A 17,293-nucleotide genomic window follows, 5' to 3' on the forward strand; every position below is an offset into this window, starting at 1 on the left:
GGCTTACACTAGGGTTATTGCGATTGTTTGTCTCTTTGAATAGCTAGGCTCAAGGACTGAATGGCAATCTTGATTCAATAGTTTTGTATAACCTTTGCTTATTAGAGTATACACAGCCTTTACTTCGCTACTTTTTAGGAGTGGTTTATCATTGCTCTCGTGAAGAGATTGAGATAAAACGCTTTGATATTTTCAGTTTCAAACAACAGCTAGGATGCAATTTCAAGAGCTATTTAGAAACTACTAAAAAGCCTTTTGATTGACTGCAATTGCAACATAGAATGTTTTTCTATCCACCCTATAATTTGTTTTTCGCTAGTCATTCGCTTTTCGCATTAGAAACACCCGGAAAAAGCTTAGTTACTCGTATTTAAGAACAGCCTAGATTTCGATGAAATGATTCGGTTCAAGGAATCATTAAACATAATTTTAGTGTCATCTCATCGTAAGGGGCTTTACATAGCGAAACATCAGTCCAGAGGATGATTATGGACTGCATGATTTTTTTTAACCAAAGTGCAAATCTAGCGAACTAAAAACGTGTTGAAAGAGGCACAGGCAGGTTGTTTGAGCAATTGCTCGTGAGATAGCGATCGCTCTGTTACGGTGACAAGTAAAGTGATTAAGCGATCGCTATCTCAGCAATGAAAACTTCATCAAAAATTGCACAAAAATCGTGCAACTTTACCTAAACTTTACAGAAGTTGGATTGATTTTGTGATTCGATGAGCCTCTATATCTTAATCACGATCGCTCACTTCGTTATTGTAAATTTATACCGCAAAGGGCGACGATATTAACAAATTTTTGTTCCCATGCCGCTCTTATTGAATTATCGATTCGCTAGGATAAACAAAAGCGATCGCTCTGTTGGGGCGATCGCTTTCCCCGCAAATACTACACTACAAACGTTAACTATTCGGACGTTGGATAATCGTTTCTGCAACGCGCCGCTTGGCTTTGGGGTCAATGCCAATGAAGCGCACGTACTCCCCATTATGCTCGCTCAAGCTAGCTTCCAAAGCAGCGATCGCTTCCGATGCATTTGTTGTCTGAATGGGATCGCCGCTTTGCCAAGATTGGCTGCGGAACCGACGTGCATTTGCGTGTTCTATACCAATGCGATAGCCTTGGGCAAGTAGATCCCGGATCTGTTGCTGCACCTGTGGACTAATTCGGGCACTATTTACCTGAGTGTTGCTGCTGTGACCGTTACCTCGGTCGGACTCATGGGGGTGCGATGGCTCGTTCGCCAGTTCATTACGGACAACGGTCTTCCGATTTTCCGGGGGTATGGATGACATCTGAGTCACATCCCTAACTTCTGGAGTCACGGAGCGTCGGCTTGTATTGTACTCCTCTACCAAGCGTGAATTCTGAACTCGCTGCTGTTCTTGAACCATCAGGTTGCCAAACTCGATTAAGCGAGAAAGAGTGAAATCAGGCTTTTTGAACACTGGTGGTCCTTCAGCACTGTTTACTACCCTAGTAGAAACCCGGTTAATCCCAATGTCGTGGATGAAAGAGCGGATTTGTTCATCGTAAATGCGCGATCGCACTGCACCAAAGAAATCAATCGCTTGATCGGGAAAACGATCGACTAACTGTTCAATCTGACTGCGAGATAATCCATCTGGCTCAAAAATGCCTCCGACGATGCCAATCTTGTCATCTCTATCGGGTTCCCAGTGGAATTTTTCCATCCGACCATCCCGAATCAACGGCGCATACAGGGTGGCGAAGTCATTGCCTGTGACAATAATCGGCACTCTGGGTAGTGGCGTGGAATCATAACTGCCAGGAAGTTGCACATCTGTAGGTTTATCAGCAATATTCATCAGCGTGCCATTCACCAGCTGAGTATTCACCGTATATTGGGTGCCTTGATCGAAGCGCCCTGCCCCAGCATCCAAATCATTGATCATTAGCACGCACATCTTGCCGCGCACCTTGATCAAGTCTGCTGCTTCCCGATAGCGCAGGCGGATCAAACGCCCGGGATCTCCTGCATCTGGACTTTCCAGTTCCCCTGCCGACATATGGACAGCTTCAATGCCCATCCGCTCAAATACTAATTCACACTGAAAAGATTTTCCCTCTCCCTTCCGTCCGTGAACTCCGAGAATCAGAGGAACTCGTACTCCAGGGAGGTCAAGAAAATTTTTGGTGATATGAACCGCCAGCTTGTCTAAAAAGCGGGGAGAAATGTAGTAGGTCATAGTCTGTTAAAGTGAATGCTCCGATTGCTAGGCATCAAACAAACAAATTGGAGAGGTAGATTGCTCTGCCTCTCCAATTTTGCACGAACGAGTTAAAAGTGAGTCGGTTAGGCAGCGCCCACCTGACTAATTAAGGTTTAGTAACCTCTTTGGTTTGGTTTCCCGACGATGAAGCTGAGAACTTGGCACTGCTTGATGTTATCAAAGCCCATGACTCGGACATAGGCGTTGGGGTTCTCAGAACGGCAAGCTTTGATTTCAGTGAGAACTTCTTGGGTTGTCGTAGCATTGAACAGAGGCAGTTTCCACAATGTCCAGTAGTGCTGTTCCGGTGCAGAACTATCGCTGAATTCAACCCCTGCAATATAGCCTTGGTCGAGGATGTATTGGATTTGCTTGTTGATTTGCGCGTCGGTAAGCGCTGGCAAATAGGAAAGAGTCTCGAAACGAATCTCTTTAGGCAGAGTTCTCATAGTTGTGTGGTCTTCCTTGTAGGTATGTCTGCTAAGTGGACGCTTGATGCGGTCTAACGTCCAAAGTTGAAGAGTTCTGTCAGATGACGGTCGAGGTTATCCAGACTCGCCTGGTGATTCAGTTTGTTGTTCCGGCTGGAAGCTGGGGTCAGGTAAAGTAAGTAGCGTAATTCGCTCGAGATGTTGACGCCGATATTCGATATTAGATTTCTCAATACCAGTGCGAGTCATCTCAGGTAAAAAGTCTGCTACTTCCTCTGCAAGATGCTGGCGCACAGTCATAATCCGAAGCGCTAACTCTGGATTTTCTTTGAGTAATTCCTTGACGTAAGCTTCTCCATCTTGGATGACGCCCGTTTTAGAAAAGTTACTCAGCCAAATTGCCAAAGGAGGATTTGTTTCGCTCAACTGAGCCACGATATTTTTCACTGCCTGATAAGTCAGGTAGCTAATCAGTGTCTTAGCCGTGTCTTTGGCAATTTGCTTGAGATCCATATTTGACCCCAGACCTAAAGAGTTCTGAATTTTGAGTGTTGAGTTTGTTTAAGTTTAACTCAGCACTCAACAATCATGACTCTGTCATTAGATTACAGAGTATCCATTGCCTCGAACTCGAACTTGATTTCCTTCCAAAGTTCGCAAGCAACCGCCAACTCAGGACTCCACTTACAAGCTTCGCGGATCACGTCGCCGCCTTCGCGCATCAGGTTGCGACCTTCGTTACGAGCTTGGACACAAGCTTCCAAAGCAACACGGTTGGCGGTTGCACCAGGTGCGTTACCCCAGGGGTGCCCAAGGGTTCCACCACCGAACTGCAAGCAGGAGTCGTCACCAAAGATTTCCACCAGAGCAGGCATGTGCCAAATGTGGATACCACCAGAAGCCACGGGCATCACACCAGGCATAGAAGCCCAGTCTTGGGTGAAGAAAATACCGCGAGAGCGATCTTCTTCAATGTGGTCTTCACGCATTAGGTCAACAAAGCCCATCGTGATGCCTTTTTCGCCTTCCAGTTTACCAACGACGGTACCGGAGTGCAGGTGGTCTCCACCAGACATCCGCAGACACTTGGCGAGAACGCGGAAGTGAATACCGTGGTTCTTTTGACGGTCAATCACAGCGTGCATAGCGCGGTGAATGTGCAGCAGGATACCGTTGCGGCGGCACCACTTAGCGAGGGTGGTGTTAGCAGTGAAGCCACCCGTCAGGTAGTCGTGCATGATGATCGGTGTGCCGATTTCCTTAGCGAATTCAGCCCGTTCCATCATTTCTTCGCAGGTGGGAGCAGTCACGTTTAGGTAGTGACCTTTGATTTCACCTGTTTCAGCTTGAGCTTTTTCGATGGCTTCTTGAACGAACAGGAAGCGATCGCGCCAGCGCATGAAAGGCTGGGAGTTAATGTTTTCGTCGTCTTTGGTGAAGTCCAAACCACCGCGCAGGACTTCATAGACGGCACGACCGTAGTTCTTAGCTGATAAACCGAGCTTCGGCTTAATCGTACAACCCAGCAAAGGACGACCGTACTTGTTCAGTTTGTCGCGCTCAACGGTAATCCCGTGAGGAGGGCCTTGGAAGGTTTTGAGGTACGCAACAGGAATTCTTAAGTCTTCCAAGCGCAGCGCACGTAAGGCTTTGAAACCAAACACGTTGCCCACCAGAGAGGTCAACAAGTTGGTAACAGAACCTTCTTCAAACAAATCCAGGGGATAAGCAATATAGCAAAAATATTGGTTGTCTTCGCCTGGTACTGGCTCGATGTTGTAGCAACGACCCTTGTAACGATCCAGGTCTGTCAGCAGGTCTGTCCATACTGTTGTCCAGGTACCTGTGGAAGATTCAGCAGCAACAGCAGCACCAGCTTCTTCTGGAGGAACACCAGGCTGAGGCGTAACCCGGAAAGCCGCCAAGACATCAGTATCTTTGGGGGTATAGTCTGGGGTGTAATAGGTGAGTTTGTAATCTTGAACCCCGGCCTTATACCCAGTCTTTGTCTGAGTTTTTGTTTGAGAGTAAGACATGTCTTCCTTCCTGAGGGAATCCTGAATGTTGTTACGGGTTTAAGCGATCCCATAACTTTTTTCTTTATTAATTTTTAACTATACCAGCAAGGTAATAAGTTGATATTCTAATCTTCTTTTTGTAAACATAAGCTTTACTTATTACCTATAAATCTATAGGTTTTGTTACAAATAAAGACTTGACTTTTGGAAACAATTAGTAAACGAATAAAAATCACTGAAAATAGCGATCGCGCACCGAATATTATAGGGTCGTTGTTTTTTTTTGGGAATGCTAAAAAAAGTTTCTCTCCTAGCCGCATCCTTTATGCTGGCAGCGTGTAGTGCGATCGCTGTATCCAACCATCTGCCGCTGAGTACATTAACCGATGTGACCGCCTCTCGCCGCGATCCCGCTTCCATCGGGACTCAAGCAGCTCCATCCGTGACAGCGCTACCAGAACCTCAGTGCCAAGGAGAAATTCCCAAATCGCTCGAAGCAAGCTTGGGTGAGTATCGCTTGGCGCAAGAATCGGACTTTGTCGCTTCCATTCGTGCCTATGAGCAGGAAAATCCCGGACAGCGAGAGACTTGTAGCATTTTCACCGCTGACTTCAACGAAGACAAGCAGAAAGATTACGCTCTATTGTTAGTCAACCCTAAAAATAATAATTTTCGATTTTTGATCGCCATTACCCAGAGCAGCGGACAGTTCGCTCCAGCCGTGGTTAAGGATTTCAGCCATCTTCCAGACTCCTCAGAAGGCACTATTTACACAGCGATTAGCTTCAAACCACCCGGAGAACTAGGACCAGCCGCCCGCGAATATTCTCCTTTGAAATCTGGAACATCCGAACAGCAAATTTTTAAAGCAAAACCAGCAATTGAACTCTGGAAAGCACTACCAACTGATTCAGCCGGTGTCCCTCAATATTTAGAAATTGGCAGCCTTGCATACTGTTCAAATGCTTTCTACTTTGTCAATGGCAAACTAAAAACATTTGGCGTTTGTGATTAATTTGTTGAGTACATATACTCAAGTTATGCAATCTGCGATCGCGACTTCGTTGTAATTTTTCAATCTGTCGCTAACACAGGCTTAAATGTAGTAGGAACTTATATTTCAGCTAAATGAAGAGAGGCACGTTAGCAAAGCCTCTTCTAAGGAGATTAGCGATGGCATTCTTGAGTGAGCGTATCGGTTTGTTTATTAGTGCTACGCTGCTTTCTTTAAGCCTACCAGTATGGGGAATCATCCAATCAGATTCACCGACCCGTGGTAGTGGCGTACTAGCTCAACAATCTACGGAGGTAGACCGGGGAGATGACCTACTCACCTATCCACCCTCATCGCCGCCGCCTGGAGGTCGTCCCTTGCCCCCCGAACGCCGAAGGCAAGAAGCCACCCCCCTACCCGCAGATTTTCGCGTCACTGCATTGCAACCGGGTTATACCGGCAGTCTCTGGGTTGGTTCCTGGCAGAGTTTAGCGCGGATAAATCCGAGGACAGGCAATGTTTTGGCTCGGATTGCTCTACCGAACTATACCATCGGCGCGTTAGCGCAAGACCGAGTGGGACGAGTTTGGGTGGGAACTTACGAAGGACTGCTGCGTGTAGATCCCCGCAGCAATGAAGTGACGGCGCAAAATTTCACCTTACCGTCTAACCGGGTGTTGTCGCTATTGACTGACCAGCGGGGTTATCTGTGGGTAGGAAGCGATCGCGGTCTTGCCATGATCAGTCCCGACCAGGGATTGTTAATGACAACGGTGCAAAAGCTTCCCGGAGTGTCAGCGAATGCCCTCACCCTCGACCGCGAAGGTCAGTTATGGGTTGGAACCTTAGAAGGATTAGTGCGAATTAATACCGCCAATGCCTTTGTGATGAAGCGGCTGAGGGATATTCCCGGCACCACAGTGCAAGCTCTCACCCTAGATCCACAGGGACGGATTTGGGCAGGAACACCCAGCAGTTTGCTAGTCATTGACCCGAAAACCGGGGATGTGCTGCGGTCGGTGACGCCACTCAGGGGGCGCAACGTTACCGCTGTGCGCTTTGCCCAAGATCGGAGCGTTTGGGTGGGGACAGATAATGGTTTATTGAGATTGAATCCGGATACGGGTGCGGTTCTGGATCGAGTTGGCGACCTCCCCTCCAGTCGGATACTCTCTTTATCAACGGATGTCGCCGATAAGTTGTGGGTGGGAACCAGTGAAGGACTCGCTTGGATTAGCTTGACGACAGGGCGCGTGACCCCGCACTTAGCCTTCGTTCGGGGAGAAGAGTAAACAATTTGTCAAGGTCTAGATTAACGGAATAAGTCAGCCGGAAGTTGAAGTCTGTTACAGGTTGTTTGAGTCATTAACAGATTGACGCTTCCATGCTGAAAAAATTTGCCAAAACTGTTGTAAGTGCAGCGATCGCTGCTACTTCTTTCTCTGCGATCGCTCAAGCTGCTAGTCCAGCAGACATCCGGATCAATACCATCCGATTAGAAAATACCCTCGATGCCAGTGCTAACGTACGACTGGGTTACTTTGAAGTCCCCGATCGAAACACAACTGTTTCTGCTTTCGGGGGTGAGATGCGCCGCTACGATGTCCACATGGCGCGGATGATTGCCTTGAGTCATCGATTCTACTGTCAGCAACCCTACTCTGCTGGAATTGAAAAGGTAGTCGTTTGGGACTACCGAGCCAACAATGGCAGAATCGATATGGGTACGTTCAATATGCCTTGTACTCTGGTAGAGCAGGTAGTGAACACCTATGGTCTTGGTGGAACAGTGCCGATGGAAGTCGAACTGACTGACGGTTCTGTAGGAGTTTTTAACGTACAGACCCTAGATATTGAAGACGGGTGGGAAACTGAGGATTTTCTAAGATTTGTGCAAACGATGAAACCGGAGCGCTGAAATAGTTGTTAATTTTTACAAGTAGGGTGGGCGGTGCCTATCCCTACCAATGATTAACAACCTTCTCACAATCGCATCTAAAAAATGGTAGTCACCACCCAGCAATTAATCCAGTGGAAACAACAGGGGCGTCCCATTGTCGTGTTGACAGCTTGGGATTATGCGATCGCGCAACTTATAGACGCCGCTGGAGTGGATGTGATTCTGGTGGGGGATTCCCTAGGGATGGTGGCACTCGGTTATCAGACAACCCTGCCGGTGACGCTAGATGAAATCCTACACCATGCATCCTCCGTGCGTCGCGGTGTCAAACAGGCGTTAGTCGTGTGCGATTTACCATTCTTGAGTTATCAAGAAAGTCCTCAGCAAGCGATTCACTCAGCTGGGAGAGTATTAAAAGAAACTGGCGCTCAGGCGGTGAAAATGGAGGGAGGATATCCGGCAATGGTGGAAACGATTGCCAGAGTCGTGCAAGCAGGCATTCCGGTGATGGGTCATGTGGGTCTGACTCCTCAATCGGTACATCAGTTAGGCTACCGACAGCAGGGGAAAACACCAGAAACGGCAGAGAAAATTTTACAAGAAGCGATCGCGCTGGAACAAGCAGGTGCTTTTGCGATGCTTTTGGAGCATATCCCATCCGATTTGGGATTGCAGATTACCCAAAAATTATCGATTCCGACGATAGGAATTGGGGCTGGGGTGCATTGCGATGGACAGGTACTCGTTACCGCCGATTTGCTGGGACTCTCCGAACGCCAGCCGCCCTTTGCCAAATCTTACGCCAATTTGCGAGAAACAATTACCCAAGCAGTGCAGAATTACGGTAGCGAAGTGCGATCGCGACAGTTTCCTGATTCCCCACAACCCTAAACAGCATTGCTAGATTCTTAATTTAGACGCCAAGGTACCCAAAGGGAATCCTTATTCTGTGTACCTTGGCGTGATTAACCTCTGTGATGTTTGCGTTGAAAAACCGGCTTGTGTGGCTAGGATACTGGATCTAAAGGTTCGCAAAAATTTTTTACACCCTGCTGAGCCACGTACATCAAAACGGGCGTTACTAGAGGGCTTGGACAAAGTTTTGTTGCTGCCAAATGTCCCATCATCCGGGCAAACTTTCCATTAACCAGCTCGTCGCGAAATTCTTCTTGGCAGATAACAGCGCGGCATTTTTTACTTATAATAGGCAACCATTCAGCGTTCGCTATCTCTGGTTGCTGTCCAACCCGAATTGCCAGCACCATCGCCGCATCTTCTAAATCTCCTTCACAATCCTCGATTACATCCAAAGCTGCTAGAGCGTCTGGATAATCTGCCAATTCGGAGCGAAAATTTTCAATTTCTGCTGATGTAACGATAGTCATGAGATTGTTGTTAAAAGTAGCCAATCTGGAATTCAGATAGGCAATTACAACTATTGTGCCAAAGCATTGCCATTGTGCGAAAAAAAAGGGCGGGCAGTGCCCACCCCCACTTGTTTGTAGAAACACCGATTTATCCCATCTTCTGGTCATCGGTGAAGCTTTTATCGCTTACACACCCACCAGTTCCAAGGCTTCGGAACCAGCAAGCTGTCGGGCGATCGCAAGACGTGTTTCCAGCTTGGCAACGCTAAACTGGTTGCGGAGATACTCCAGGTGAGCCACCGCATTGGCTTTTTCAGCACTTAAGCGCATCATCGTATTCAGTGCCTGCTGATACTCCAAATTCACCATCAGTAATTCAAAGCGACGCGCCTTGCGTTGATTGTCATTTTTCAAATCTTGCTCAAATGCTACCGTTTTGTCAGCATTGCCTTCCATGCGGTTAATCACCAAATGAGCGGCGGCAAGCTGAGCATCCACTTCATTCACCGTATGGGCAGCTTGAGCGATCGCAGCGGGATATTGACTCAGTTTCATTTGCATCTTCTTCTTGAAGAATACTTGTTGTAGAAAAATCTGTACTAGTCCACCGAAAGCGGACTTCCGTAGCGTCGGTAGGCGAACGGCACTGCCTTGTCCTAGTGTCGTCCGGACATGAGAAGCTGTAAAAAATTTGTACTAGCCTTCATGAAAGGCGGCTGCGTTCTTGTAGCCCCACCCTCGCCGGATTTCGACTTTAAACCGGAGGGCGGGTTTACAACAACGATTGCTGAAATGCCAAATTAGTTGGTATTCCGCCTCTACGCGACTAATTCCTTGAGCTGCTTCGGCGTCACTGGCACATCCAGATGAACGCGCTCTGGTTGCAGATTTGGTGCTTTTTCCAAAACTTGGACTTCGATATGGACAGCTACCAGGTAAGAACCGGCATCCGCTCCCACCGCTTCGGCAATCAAACTCGCCAAGTCTGGGCGTTCAGCAGTGATAGGGTTTCTGAGAGTGCAACGATCCCAGTCATGCTGAGCAGTCGGATTCAGGCTGAGAATGTAGTGCTTGGTCATGGCTTGAATACTTGACTCCATGTGGGGTTCAGGCGGTTTCTCGACTGGATTTGCCTACCCTTCTATTATAGTACATCAGTACTAAATTTGCGAGTGAGATTCGTGTTCATCCATCTGAGATTTTGCAGGCAGAGAACGGTTAAACCAAATCTCCTGTTGGGGTAGCGGGATTGGAACACCCGCCTCATCAAAGGCAATTTTCAGGCGGCGGCGGAACTCCCGCGCCACATCCCATTGTTTCAAGGGCTGGGTTTTAATCCATACCCGAATCGTGACGCCCCGTTCTCCAAAATTATCGACTCCTAGGACTTGGGGTTTTTCCAAAATTTGCTCTTGCCATGTCACGTCACGGCTCATTTCTTGGGCAATGGTGTCAATTAGCTTCAGCGCCTGATCGACATCGGCATGGTAGGCAACAGGGATATTTAAGTCTGCCCGCGACCAGTTGCTGGAAAGATTAGCGACAATTTTGATTTCACTGTTGGGAATCGTAATCAATCGACCCTCAGCATCGCGTACCTGAGTAATCCGCAGATTGATGTTTTCTACCAAACCGCCTACGTCGCCTACAGCAATCACATCGCCAACCGCATACTGGTCTTCCACAATGATTAAAAACCCATTAATCGCGTCCTTAATCAGGTTTTGGGAGGCAAGAGACACCGCAACGCCAACCAAGCCAGCACCGGCAAGTAAGGGGGCAATCTCCACGCCTAATGTCGTCAGGGCGACCAAGCTACCCACTCCTAACAAGACTAGGGTGGTAATACTTTTGGTGACACCGGAAATTGTCGAAACTCGCAGTTGCAAACGGCGGGAGGCTTCGGGCGTGAGTAAATAGCTGTTGGCTAAAGCGCCAGCGAAGCGGTCGATCAAGACGTAGCTCAAACGTATGACAACATAAGTCCCTAGTCCCACGATCCCCAGTCGCAAAGGGATTTGGAGAACGTTGAGCATCAAAACCTGTAGGATGCGGGTGTAGGGAAATAAACCAAGCCCGATGAGGGTTCCCCCGCCCCAAATACTGGCTTGCGCCATTTGATACAAGCGGCGCTGAACTTCTTGTAAATTCCCTTGTTGTTGTTGAGCCAGCTGGGTTGTGACCGGATGACCTGTAGGTGTAGTGGTGGTGCCGGTTAACCGTTGTCGCGATCGCTTGGAAGTACTGTGAATCGCGCAGCTACTCACAATCATTGCTACCAAAAACCCGCCCGCGATCGCACCTCGACGAGTTAAAAACTGCGGTTGTCGCTCCCGTTTCGCCCGTTTCAGTCCTTCTTGCAAGGATTCTTTGAGCTTTTCTGCCCGTGTATCTAAGTCTCCCCCTTGTAAGTCGGCATCGGGTCGTGTCACTGTCAGCAGGGGTTGGTCATTGACATAGATGACTGGCAAATTATTTTGCTTTTTGCTCTCAATTTGGAGTTCTGAGGAATCCTCCTGCAAATATTGGCGACTAATTGTTTCCAATCTCTGCTGAATATCTTGGATACGTGCGGGTAATTCCGACTGGGGTGCGGCGACTTGAAACAGACAGCGACCATCCAAGCGGATGCAACCAGACATGATTCGGCTTTGTGCATCGCTACTGGGTAGGCTAAGTGTGGGTAGTTCCAAATTCTGCGGAAGTGGAATTTGAGCTTGGATTGGAGATGCTACCCAACCAGTCAACAGAATTGTTCCAGCGATCGCCCAAGAAGATTGAGAAGGCATTTCAAACCTCCGAAATGCATTGAACACAGGTATTTGGGTAAACTTAAGTACATTTGCTTACTTAAATAATCCCCACCCAGCCTAACAACCCCTTTGTCAGGTAACTTCACACCAAAGCGAGAAGTTAAGCAGCAACTTGGCAGAGTAAGGGTTCTAGCTCGATTTTGAATTTCTCCCAGCCTCAAACCTTTGTGTGGCTGGTGGGGTGGGGCTAAAAAATCAGGCTACCTTTTTAGCGGTCTAGTCGAGTAACCTAGTAAAAACCTGCAACTTAAATATTTGTTGAGCAAGCAATTTCATGACTGCAACTGTTACTCAGCCCAAGCACGAAGTCAAAGACCTCTCCCTCGCACCTCTAGGTAAGCAACGGATTGAATGGGCAGGTAGAGAGATGCCCGTGTTGAGACAAATACGCGATCGCTTTGCCCAAGAAAAACCCCTCGCTGGGATTCGGTTAGTCGCCTGCTGCCACGTCACAACTGAAACCGCGCACTTGGCGATCGCTCTCAAAGCCGCTGGTGCTGATGCCCTCCTCATTGCCAGCAACCCCCTCTCCACTCAAGATGACGTGGCTGCTAGCCTGGTTGCCGATCATGGCATCCCCGTATTTGCCATCAAAGGCGAAGACGCTGATACCTACAGTCGCCACGTGCGAATCGCCTTGGATCACAAACCCAACATCATCATTGACGATGGTAGTGATGTGGTCGCTACTCTGATTCAGGAACGTCAACACCAGATTGCAGATTTGATTGGCACCACCGAAGAAACCACAACGGGCATTGTCCGTCTTCGTGCCATGTTCAAAGATGGTGTTCTCACTTTCCCCGCCATCAATGTTAACGACGCTGACACCAAGCACTTCTTCGATAACCGCTACGGTACCGGGCAATCTACTCTGGATGGGATTATTCGCGCCACCAACGTTCTGCTCGCTGGCAAAACGATTGTTGTCGCCGGTTATGGCTGGTGCGGCAAAGGCACGGCACTCCGGGCGCGGGGAATGGGTGCCAATGTGATTGTCACCGAAATTGACCCCACCAAAGCGATTGAAGCGGTGATGGATGGCTTCCGAGTGCTGCCAATGGCAGAAGCCGCCCCCGTAGGCGATTTGTTTATTACTGTCACTGGCAACAAGCACGTCATTCGCGCCGAGCATTTCGATGTGATGAAAGACGGGGCAATGGTTTGCAACTCCGGTCACTTTGATATTGAAATTGACCTCAAGTCATTGGGTGCCAAAGCGACTGAAGTCAAAGAAGCGCGGAACTTCACCCAAGAATACCGCCTCCAGAATGGTAAATCGGTTATTGTGCTGGGCGAAGGGCGTTTAATTAACTTGGCGGCTGCGGAAGGACATCCCAGCGCAGTGATGGATATGAGCTTTGCCAACCAAGCTTTAGCTTGCGAACACCTCGTTAAGAACAAAGGCAACCTGGAACCTGGATTGCACTCCATTCCAGTCGAGGTTGACAAAGAAATTGCACGGCTGAAGTTGCAAGCAATGGGTGTTCAAATTGATAGCTTGACACCCGACCAAATTGAGTACATCAATTCTTGGACTTCTGGAACCTAAATCGGTAAGGGTGGGCAATGCCCACCCTTCGTCATCATGTAGTAACAACTCAGGATTGCCACTTATCCGGATTGTTTGTTTGTGTTACCGAAAATTTTGCGAAAGCTTCAGTTGTGGAAACTGACCCAGAGAAACGGTAGGTTTACTCAACAGCTTTTCAACCTCACGACATCCTTAATGTAGTCAAGCTGAGCTTGCTAAAAACTGAACCCTGTCTTTAGTAAAAAATGGCAATTAAAAGAATGATTGCTACTTCAAATTGCCAATAAAACTTTCACCGCAAAAATTGGATATTGCAAATTTACGATGAAGATTTAGATAAATCAATTTTCAGATTCTCGAAAACCTGATAAAGTTAAGCAAACTTAGCTTGTTCACTAAACTTAACAGTTTAATTGTGACGTTAAGACAATGCGATCGCGAGAAGTATTGAAATTTTCAATTAAAATAACTGTCCCCTAATACCCAACACTGACTTATGCAGGAATGGATCACGAACACCATGAATTCCCTCGGTCACTTGGGAATTGGTCTACTGATGTTTTTGGAAAATCTTTTTCCCCCCATCCCTTCCGAACTGATTATGCCCTTGGCAGGGTATGTCTCAACGCAACCAAATAGCAAGATCCACTTTTTTGGAGCGATTGCAGCGGGAGTAATCGGCACGATGCTGGGTGCATTGCCGTGGTACTACGTGGGCAAACTCGTAGGCGAAGAAAACTTAAAGCGATTAGCGAATAAGTATGGCAGGTGGATCGGGTTATCCAGCAAGGATATTGACAAGGCAGATAATTGGTTTGATAAGCACGGCGGTAAAGCAGTGTTTTTCTGCCGTTTGGTTCCTGGAGTTCGCACTTTAATTTCGCTTCCAGCAGGCATCAGCGGGATGCCTTTATTGCCTTTTTTAATCTACTCAACCCTTGGCACTACATTATGGGTGGGTTTGCTGACTTATGCCGGATACGCACTAGGCGAAAACTATGAGCTTGTAGATGAGCATCTTGGGCCTGTTTCTAAAATTGTGTTTGTGATTCTTATTGTCGCTTTTGTTGTCTGGTTAGTTAGGAAAAGGCAAAAAAACAAAGGCAACAAGCAAGCGTGAAGAGGAAAAGCTTGGTTATCTACAAAGAATCATTGATTCCCAGAATGGCTAAGTCATTTTATAGGTGTAGCCATCCTCAATGATTTGTGAATCTCTGTAGAGACGCGATATATCGCGTCTCTACAAGCAAATATCCGTTTATAAATTAAATAGGATTTCTATAAAAAAATATTCAAGAACTAGGGTACTTTCCGAAAAAATTTAATTGGTTCGAGCCAAATTTACTCAATAGCTACCCTTAACCCTACTTGCTCAGGGGGTTTTGTTACACGCGGAATTTTTTTTATAAAAATGTTAAAAACTCCCCAATACCAATTCACTTTTTCGATGCTGAATATCTGAATTTCTTAAAGCAATCAACAAAGGGGTGCCAGACCGAACTCTTGCAGAAATAGAGCGAAAGGGTATAAGCAAGAAAGGAGTTATATTGGAGCGTTTTTCACAAAATTTTCGCACTTTTCGCACTTTTGCTCCAAAATTGCCGTATTAGCGCTGTGCAATCGCGAACGTTTTTAGCTTATAACTGGATCTGGCATTTTTAAAACTTTATATTAAAACTTTAGAAACAGGGAAGCGATCGCAATTGAGTGGAGCGATCGCTGACAACAATTATTGAAAAAACTTCAATCAGTCTCAAGCTGTGTTAGAACCGGAGAGATCGGTAAACAGAGCGCATACGCTACGCGACCCCTGCGGAGTTTTCCCTTGAGCGAAGCCTAGCGCGTTGCGGTAGAAAATACCCTACGCGAAAACAAGGAGAAAAGAGAATGATGTCGGGACAACATCAGCGAATTATTGGCTACTTTATTGAAGAGGCAATTGACCACCTCAATACACTTGAGCAAGGTCTCCTGGATCTACAAGGCACTATCGAAGACCCAGAAAAGATTAATCAGGTTTTTCGAGCTGCTCATTGTATCAAAGGTGGTGCAGCAATGCTGGGATTCCTCAGCATTCAGAAAACCGCTTACCGCCTAGAAAGATGTTTCCAGGTCTTCAATGCTTGTCCCGTTAGGATCGATCAAAAGCTAGAGTCACTCTTACAACGGGTTTTGGATACCCTAAAAGCTCTGATGCAGGAGCTTTCTTGGTCTTGTGGGTTGAATGATGAGCTGACTCACAAGATGATGTCGAAAGTTGAGCCAGTTTTTGAAGAACTTAATAATCATCTCAATCACTTGTTTATTGAAGGAACGAAAGAATATATCCAGACAATTGAGCAAGGATTGCTGTCCGGAACAAGCACGATTAAAGACGCAGAAGAAATCAACCAGCTTTTTTGTGCTGCTCATTCAATTAAAAGCGGAGCAGCGATGTTGGGACTCACAAGTATTCAAGAAACTGCTCACCATTTAGAAAAGGGATTCCAGGTTATAAAAGAGTATCCAATTCAGGTTGATCAAAAGCTAGATTCATTCTTGTTGCGGCTTTTGAAGACGCTACAGGCACTTTGGCAGCAGTTACAAAGAGCGCTTGGTCTAACTGAAGAAATAACAGGCAAAATTATGTCGGAGGTTGAGCCAGTTTTTCAAGAACTCGACAATCACTTGAGATTGCTGGTTATTCAAGCAGGATTTGTTCGCACCAATCTGACTCTCGTAGCCACGGCGGGAACGCAACGGATTGATATATGTGGCTATTTTACGGTTGAAGCTAAGTGTACTCTTAAAGTCATTCGTCAAGCTGTCAGTAAAGTCGGAGGCAGAATCACGGGTTGCCAATGCATACCGGGTGCTATCAACGACCACTTTTTCGGCGAACCGGAGGGAATCAACGACCAACTCTCGATAGGCGTGTGGCTACCAACCTTTTCCTGTCAGCAAGAGCTTCGAGACACGATTCCGTCTGAGGGTGGAGTCATTGAAACCGTTGATATAGAAGCGCTCCAGACCTGTCGAAGATGCCGTTTTTACTACGGACAGTGCGAAATTGTCTGTGCGGTTCATCCTTCTGGCCCCAAAGAAGAACCTTGTCGGGATTGGGAACAAGGGGATGATTGGATAGGGGAATTATGGGCTTAGGTCGCTGTTATCTTAATACTTAGGCATCAAGAAGCAAATGAGCGATCGCTTTTCTCTGATTTCATCCCAGAACAGATAGCGATCGCATCATCATCAATTCTAAAACGCCTCTGGATCAATCACCGGCAACTAGCTACTTAAATCAATACTCATTTTGCGTTAATCCCTGCGACTTCCGAGAGCCGAAGACCCCCTATATTTTGGCAGTAAAAAGTTGCGTGATTTTCAGGACTACGACCAATTAGCTCGATAATTTGTCCTGCTGAGTTTTGCCAAAACCATTGGCATAGAGAATCACCATTAAGAGGCTCTCTAGACAATGGATGAAACCCTTTTTTCTCCCAAACTAAACCAGCACTCTGCACATCGTCTACGCGAATCGCAATATGGTGGACGCCAGTGTTTCCCCGCTCATGTAGGAATCGGTCAAGTTGATCGTCTGGTGCGTGGGGCGCAGCTAGAACCACCAACCCCCCCGATGGCATCAATATTGTCAACAAGTGCAACCATAAATCATTGGTAATTACATAAGTTTCAGGACAAAATTCGATAGGAAAGAGTCCTGGTCCTTCAACAATCTGACCGCCCAATTGACACAAAGCTTCAGCGTAATTTTTGAGACGTGTAAAATCAGGAAAAGTCAGGACAAAGTGATCCACTTGCACTCGTTCACCATACACATTGGTGACAAATGACCAGCGTTTGAAAAACTCAGGAGTGGTCAATTCTGCCTTGAACTCCAATAAGCCATCTTTTTGGGAAAAAGGTGAGTCTAGGTCGGAATTCAAAGTTTTATCGTTTCCTTTAGGTAGCTCTAATTTCGTCATTTATCTACCCTCATTTTTCTTTAAA

15 protein-coding genes and 1 pseudogene are annotated in these 17,293 nt (G+C 46.9%); 7 read left to right on the forward strand and 9 right to left on the reverse strand.

Features of this window, described 5'->3' with window-relative positions; translation table 11 throughout:
• Positions 1-911: 911 nt before the first annotated feature.
• From NDI34_RS15980 to NDI34_RS15995, 4 genes are all read right to left on the reverse strand, one after another.
• Entirely contained in the window at positions 912-2,219 is a 1,308-nt protein-coding gene (locus NDI34_RS15980) for a ribulose bisphosphate carboxylase small subunit (protein WP_348233144.1), read from the reverse strand.
• Positions 2,220-2,356: 137 nt separating this feature from the next.
• Positions 2,357-2,692 (reverse strand): ribulose bisphosphate carboxylase small subunit, encoded by a 336-nt coding sequence (locus tag NDI34_RS15985; protein ID WP_190411165.1) that lies wholly within the window; start codon positions 2,690-2,692, stop codon positions 2,357-2,359.
• A gap of 96 nt (positions 2,693-2,788) precedes the next feature.
• On the reverse strand, positions 2,789-3,187 hold the full coding sequence (locus NDI34_RS15990; RefSeq protein ID WP_190411164.1) for a chaperonin family protein RbcX: 399 nt from the start codon (positions 3,185-3,187) through the stop codon (positions 2,789-2,791).
• 92 nt (positions 3,188-3,279) lie between these two features.
• Positions 3,280-4,710: a form I ribulose bisphosphate carboxylase large subunit gene (locus NDI34_RS15995; protein WP_190411163.1), complete on the reverse strand. Its 1,431-nt coding sequence runs from the start codon at positions 4,708-4,710 to the stop codon at positions 3,280-3,282.
• 271 nt (positions 4,711-4,981) lie between these two features.
• Between NDI34_RS15995 and NDI34_RS16000 the strand changes: the two genes are divergently transcribed.
• The 4 genes from NDI34_RS16000 (at position 4,982) to panB (ending at position 8,477) form a co-directional block, all read left to right on the forward strand.
• The gene (locus tag NDI34_RS16000; protein ID WP_348233145.1) at positions 4,982-5,707 is read left to right on the forward strand and encodes a hypothetical protein; all 726 of its coding nucleotides are present in this window, start codon (positions 4,982-4,984) and stop codon (positions 5,705-5,707) included.
• Between the two features lie 158 nt (positions 5,708-5,865).
• Complete coding sequence (locus tag NDI34_RS16005) at positions 5,866-6,978, forward strand: two-component regulator propeller domain-containing protein (RefSeq protein WP_348233146.1); 1,113 nt, start codon at positions 5,866-5,868, stop codon at positions 6,976-6,978.
• Between the two features lie 92 nt (positions 6,979-7,070).
• Positions 7,071-7,604, forward strand: coding sequence for a hypothetical protein (locus NDI34_RS16010; RefSeq protein ID WP_348233147.1), 534 nt, complete (start codon positions 7,071-7,073; stop codon positions 7,602-7,604).
• 84 nt (positions 7,605-7,688) lie between these two features.
• Entirely contained in the window at positions 7,689-8,477 is a 789-nt protein-coding gene (panB, locus tag NDI34_RS16015) for a 3-methyl-2-oxobutanoate hydroxymethyltransferase (protein WP_348233148.1), read from the forward strand.
• A gap of 116 nt (positions 8,478-8,593) precedes the next feature.
• Here panB and NDI34_RS16020 read toward each other — a convergent pair whose 3' ends face one another.
• The 4 genes from NDI34_RS16020 to NDI34_RS16035 all read right to left on the reverse strand — a co-directional run bounded on the left by NDI34_RS16020 (position 8,594) and on the right by NDI34_RS16035 (position 11,742).
• A complete protein-coding gene (locus NDI34_RS16020; RefSeq protein ID WP_348233149.1) occupies positions 8,594-8,971 on the reverse strand; it encodes a hypothetical protein in 378 nt (125 codons plus the stop codon).
• 168 nt (positions 8,972-9,139) lie between these two features.
• Complete coding sequence (locus NDI34_RS16025; protein ID WP_190411157.1) at positions 9,140-9,508, reverse strand: hypothetical protein; 369 nt, start codon at positions 9,506-9,508, stop codon at positions 9,140-9,142.
• A 263-nt stretch (positions 9,509-9,771) separates the two neighbouring features.
• On the reverse strand, positions 9,772-10,032 hold the full coding sequence (locus tag NDI34_RS16030; protein WP_190524572.1) for a hypothetical protein: 261 nt from the start codon (positions 10,030-10,032) through the stop codon (positions 9,772-9,774).
• 81 nt (positions 10,033-10,113) lie between these two features.
• Entirely contained in the window at positions 10,114-11,742 is a 1,629-nt protein-coding gene (locus NDI34_RS16035; RefSeq protein ID WP_348233150.1) for a mechanosensitive ion channel family protein, read from the reverse strand.
• A 298-nt stretch (positions 11,743-12,040) separates the two neighbouring features.
• Here NDI34_RS16035 and ahcY point away from each other — a divergent pair, with 298 nt between their 5' ends.
• The 3 genes and pseudogenes from ahcY to NDI34_RS16050 all read left to right on the forward strand — a co-directional run.
• A complete protein-coding gene (ahcY, locus tag NDI34_RS16040; protein WP_190411155.1) occupies positions 12,041-13,318 on the forward strand; it encodes an adenosylhomocysteinase in 1,278 nt (425 codons plus the stop codon).
• A 478-nt stretch (positions 13,319-13,796) separates the two neighbouring features.
• Positions 13,797-14,420: a DedA family protein gene (locus tag NDI34_RS16045; protein ID WP_190411154.1), complete on the forward strand. Its 624-nt coding sequence runs from the start codon at positions 13,797-13,799 to the stop codon at positions 14,418-14,420.
• Positions 14,421-15,187: 767 nt separating this feature from the next.
• Positions 15,188-15,988 (forward strand): annotated as a pseudogene (locus NDI34_RS16050) (Hpt domain-containing protein); the annotation flags it as partial.
• A 602-nt stretch (positions 15,989-16,590) separates the two neighbouring features.
• Here NDI34_RS16050 and NDI34_RS16055 read toward each other — a convergent pair.
• The gene (locus NDI34_RS16055; RefSeq protein WP_348233151.1) at positions 16,591-17,268 is read right to left on the reverse strand and encodes a VOC family protein; all 678 of its coding nucleotides are present in this window, start codon (positions 17,266-17,268) and stop codon (positions 16,591-16,593) included.
• Positions 17,269-17,293: the final 25 nt, after the last annotated feature.

Origin of the sequence: Trichocoleus sp. DQ-U1, from assembly GCF_039961925.1 — a bacterium.
In the GTDB taxonomy this organism is placed as follows: Bacteria; Cyanobacteriota; Cyanobacteriia; order Cyanobacteriales; family FACHB-T130; genus FACHB-T130.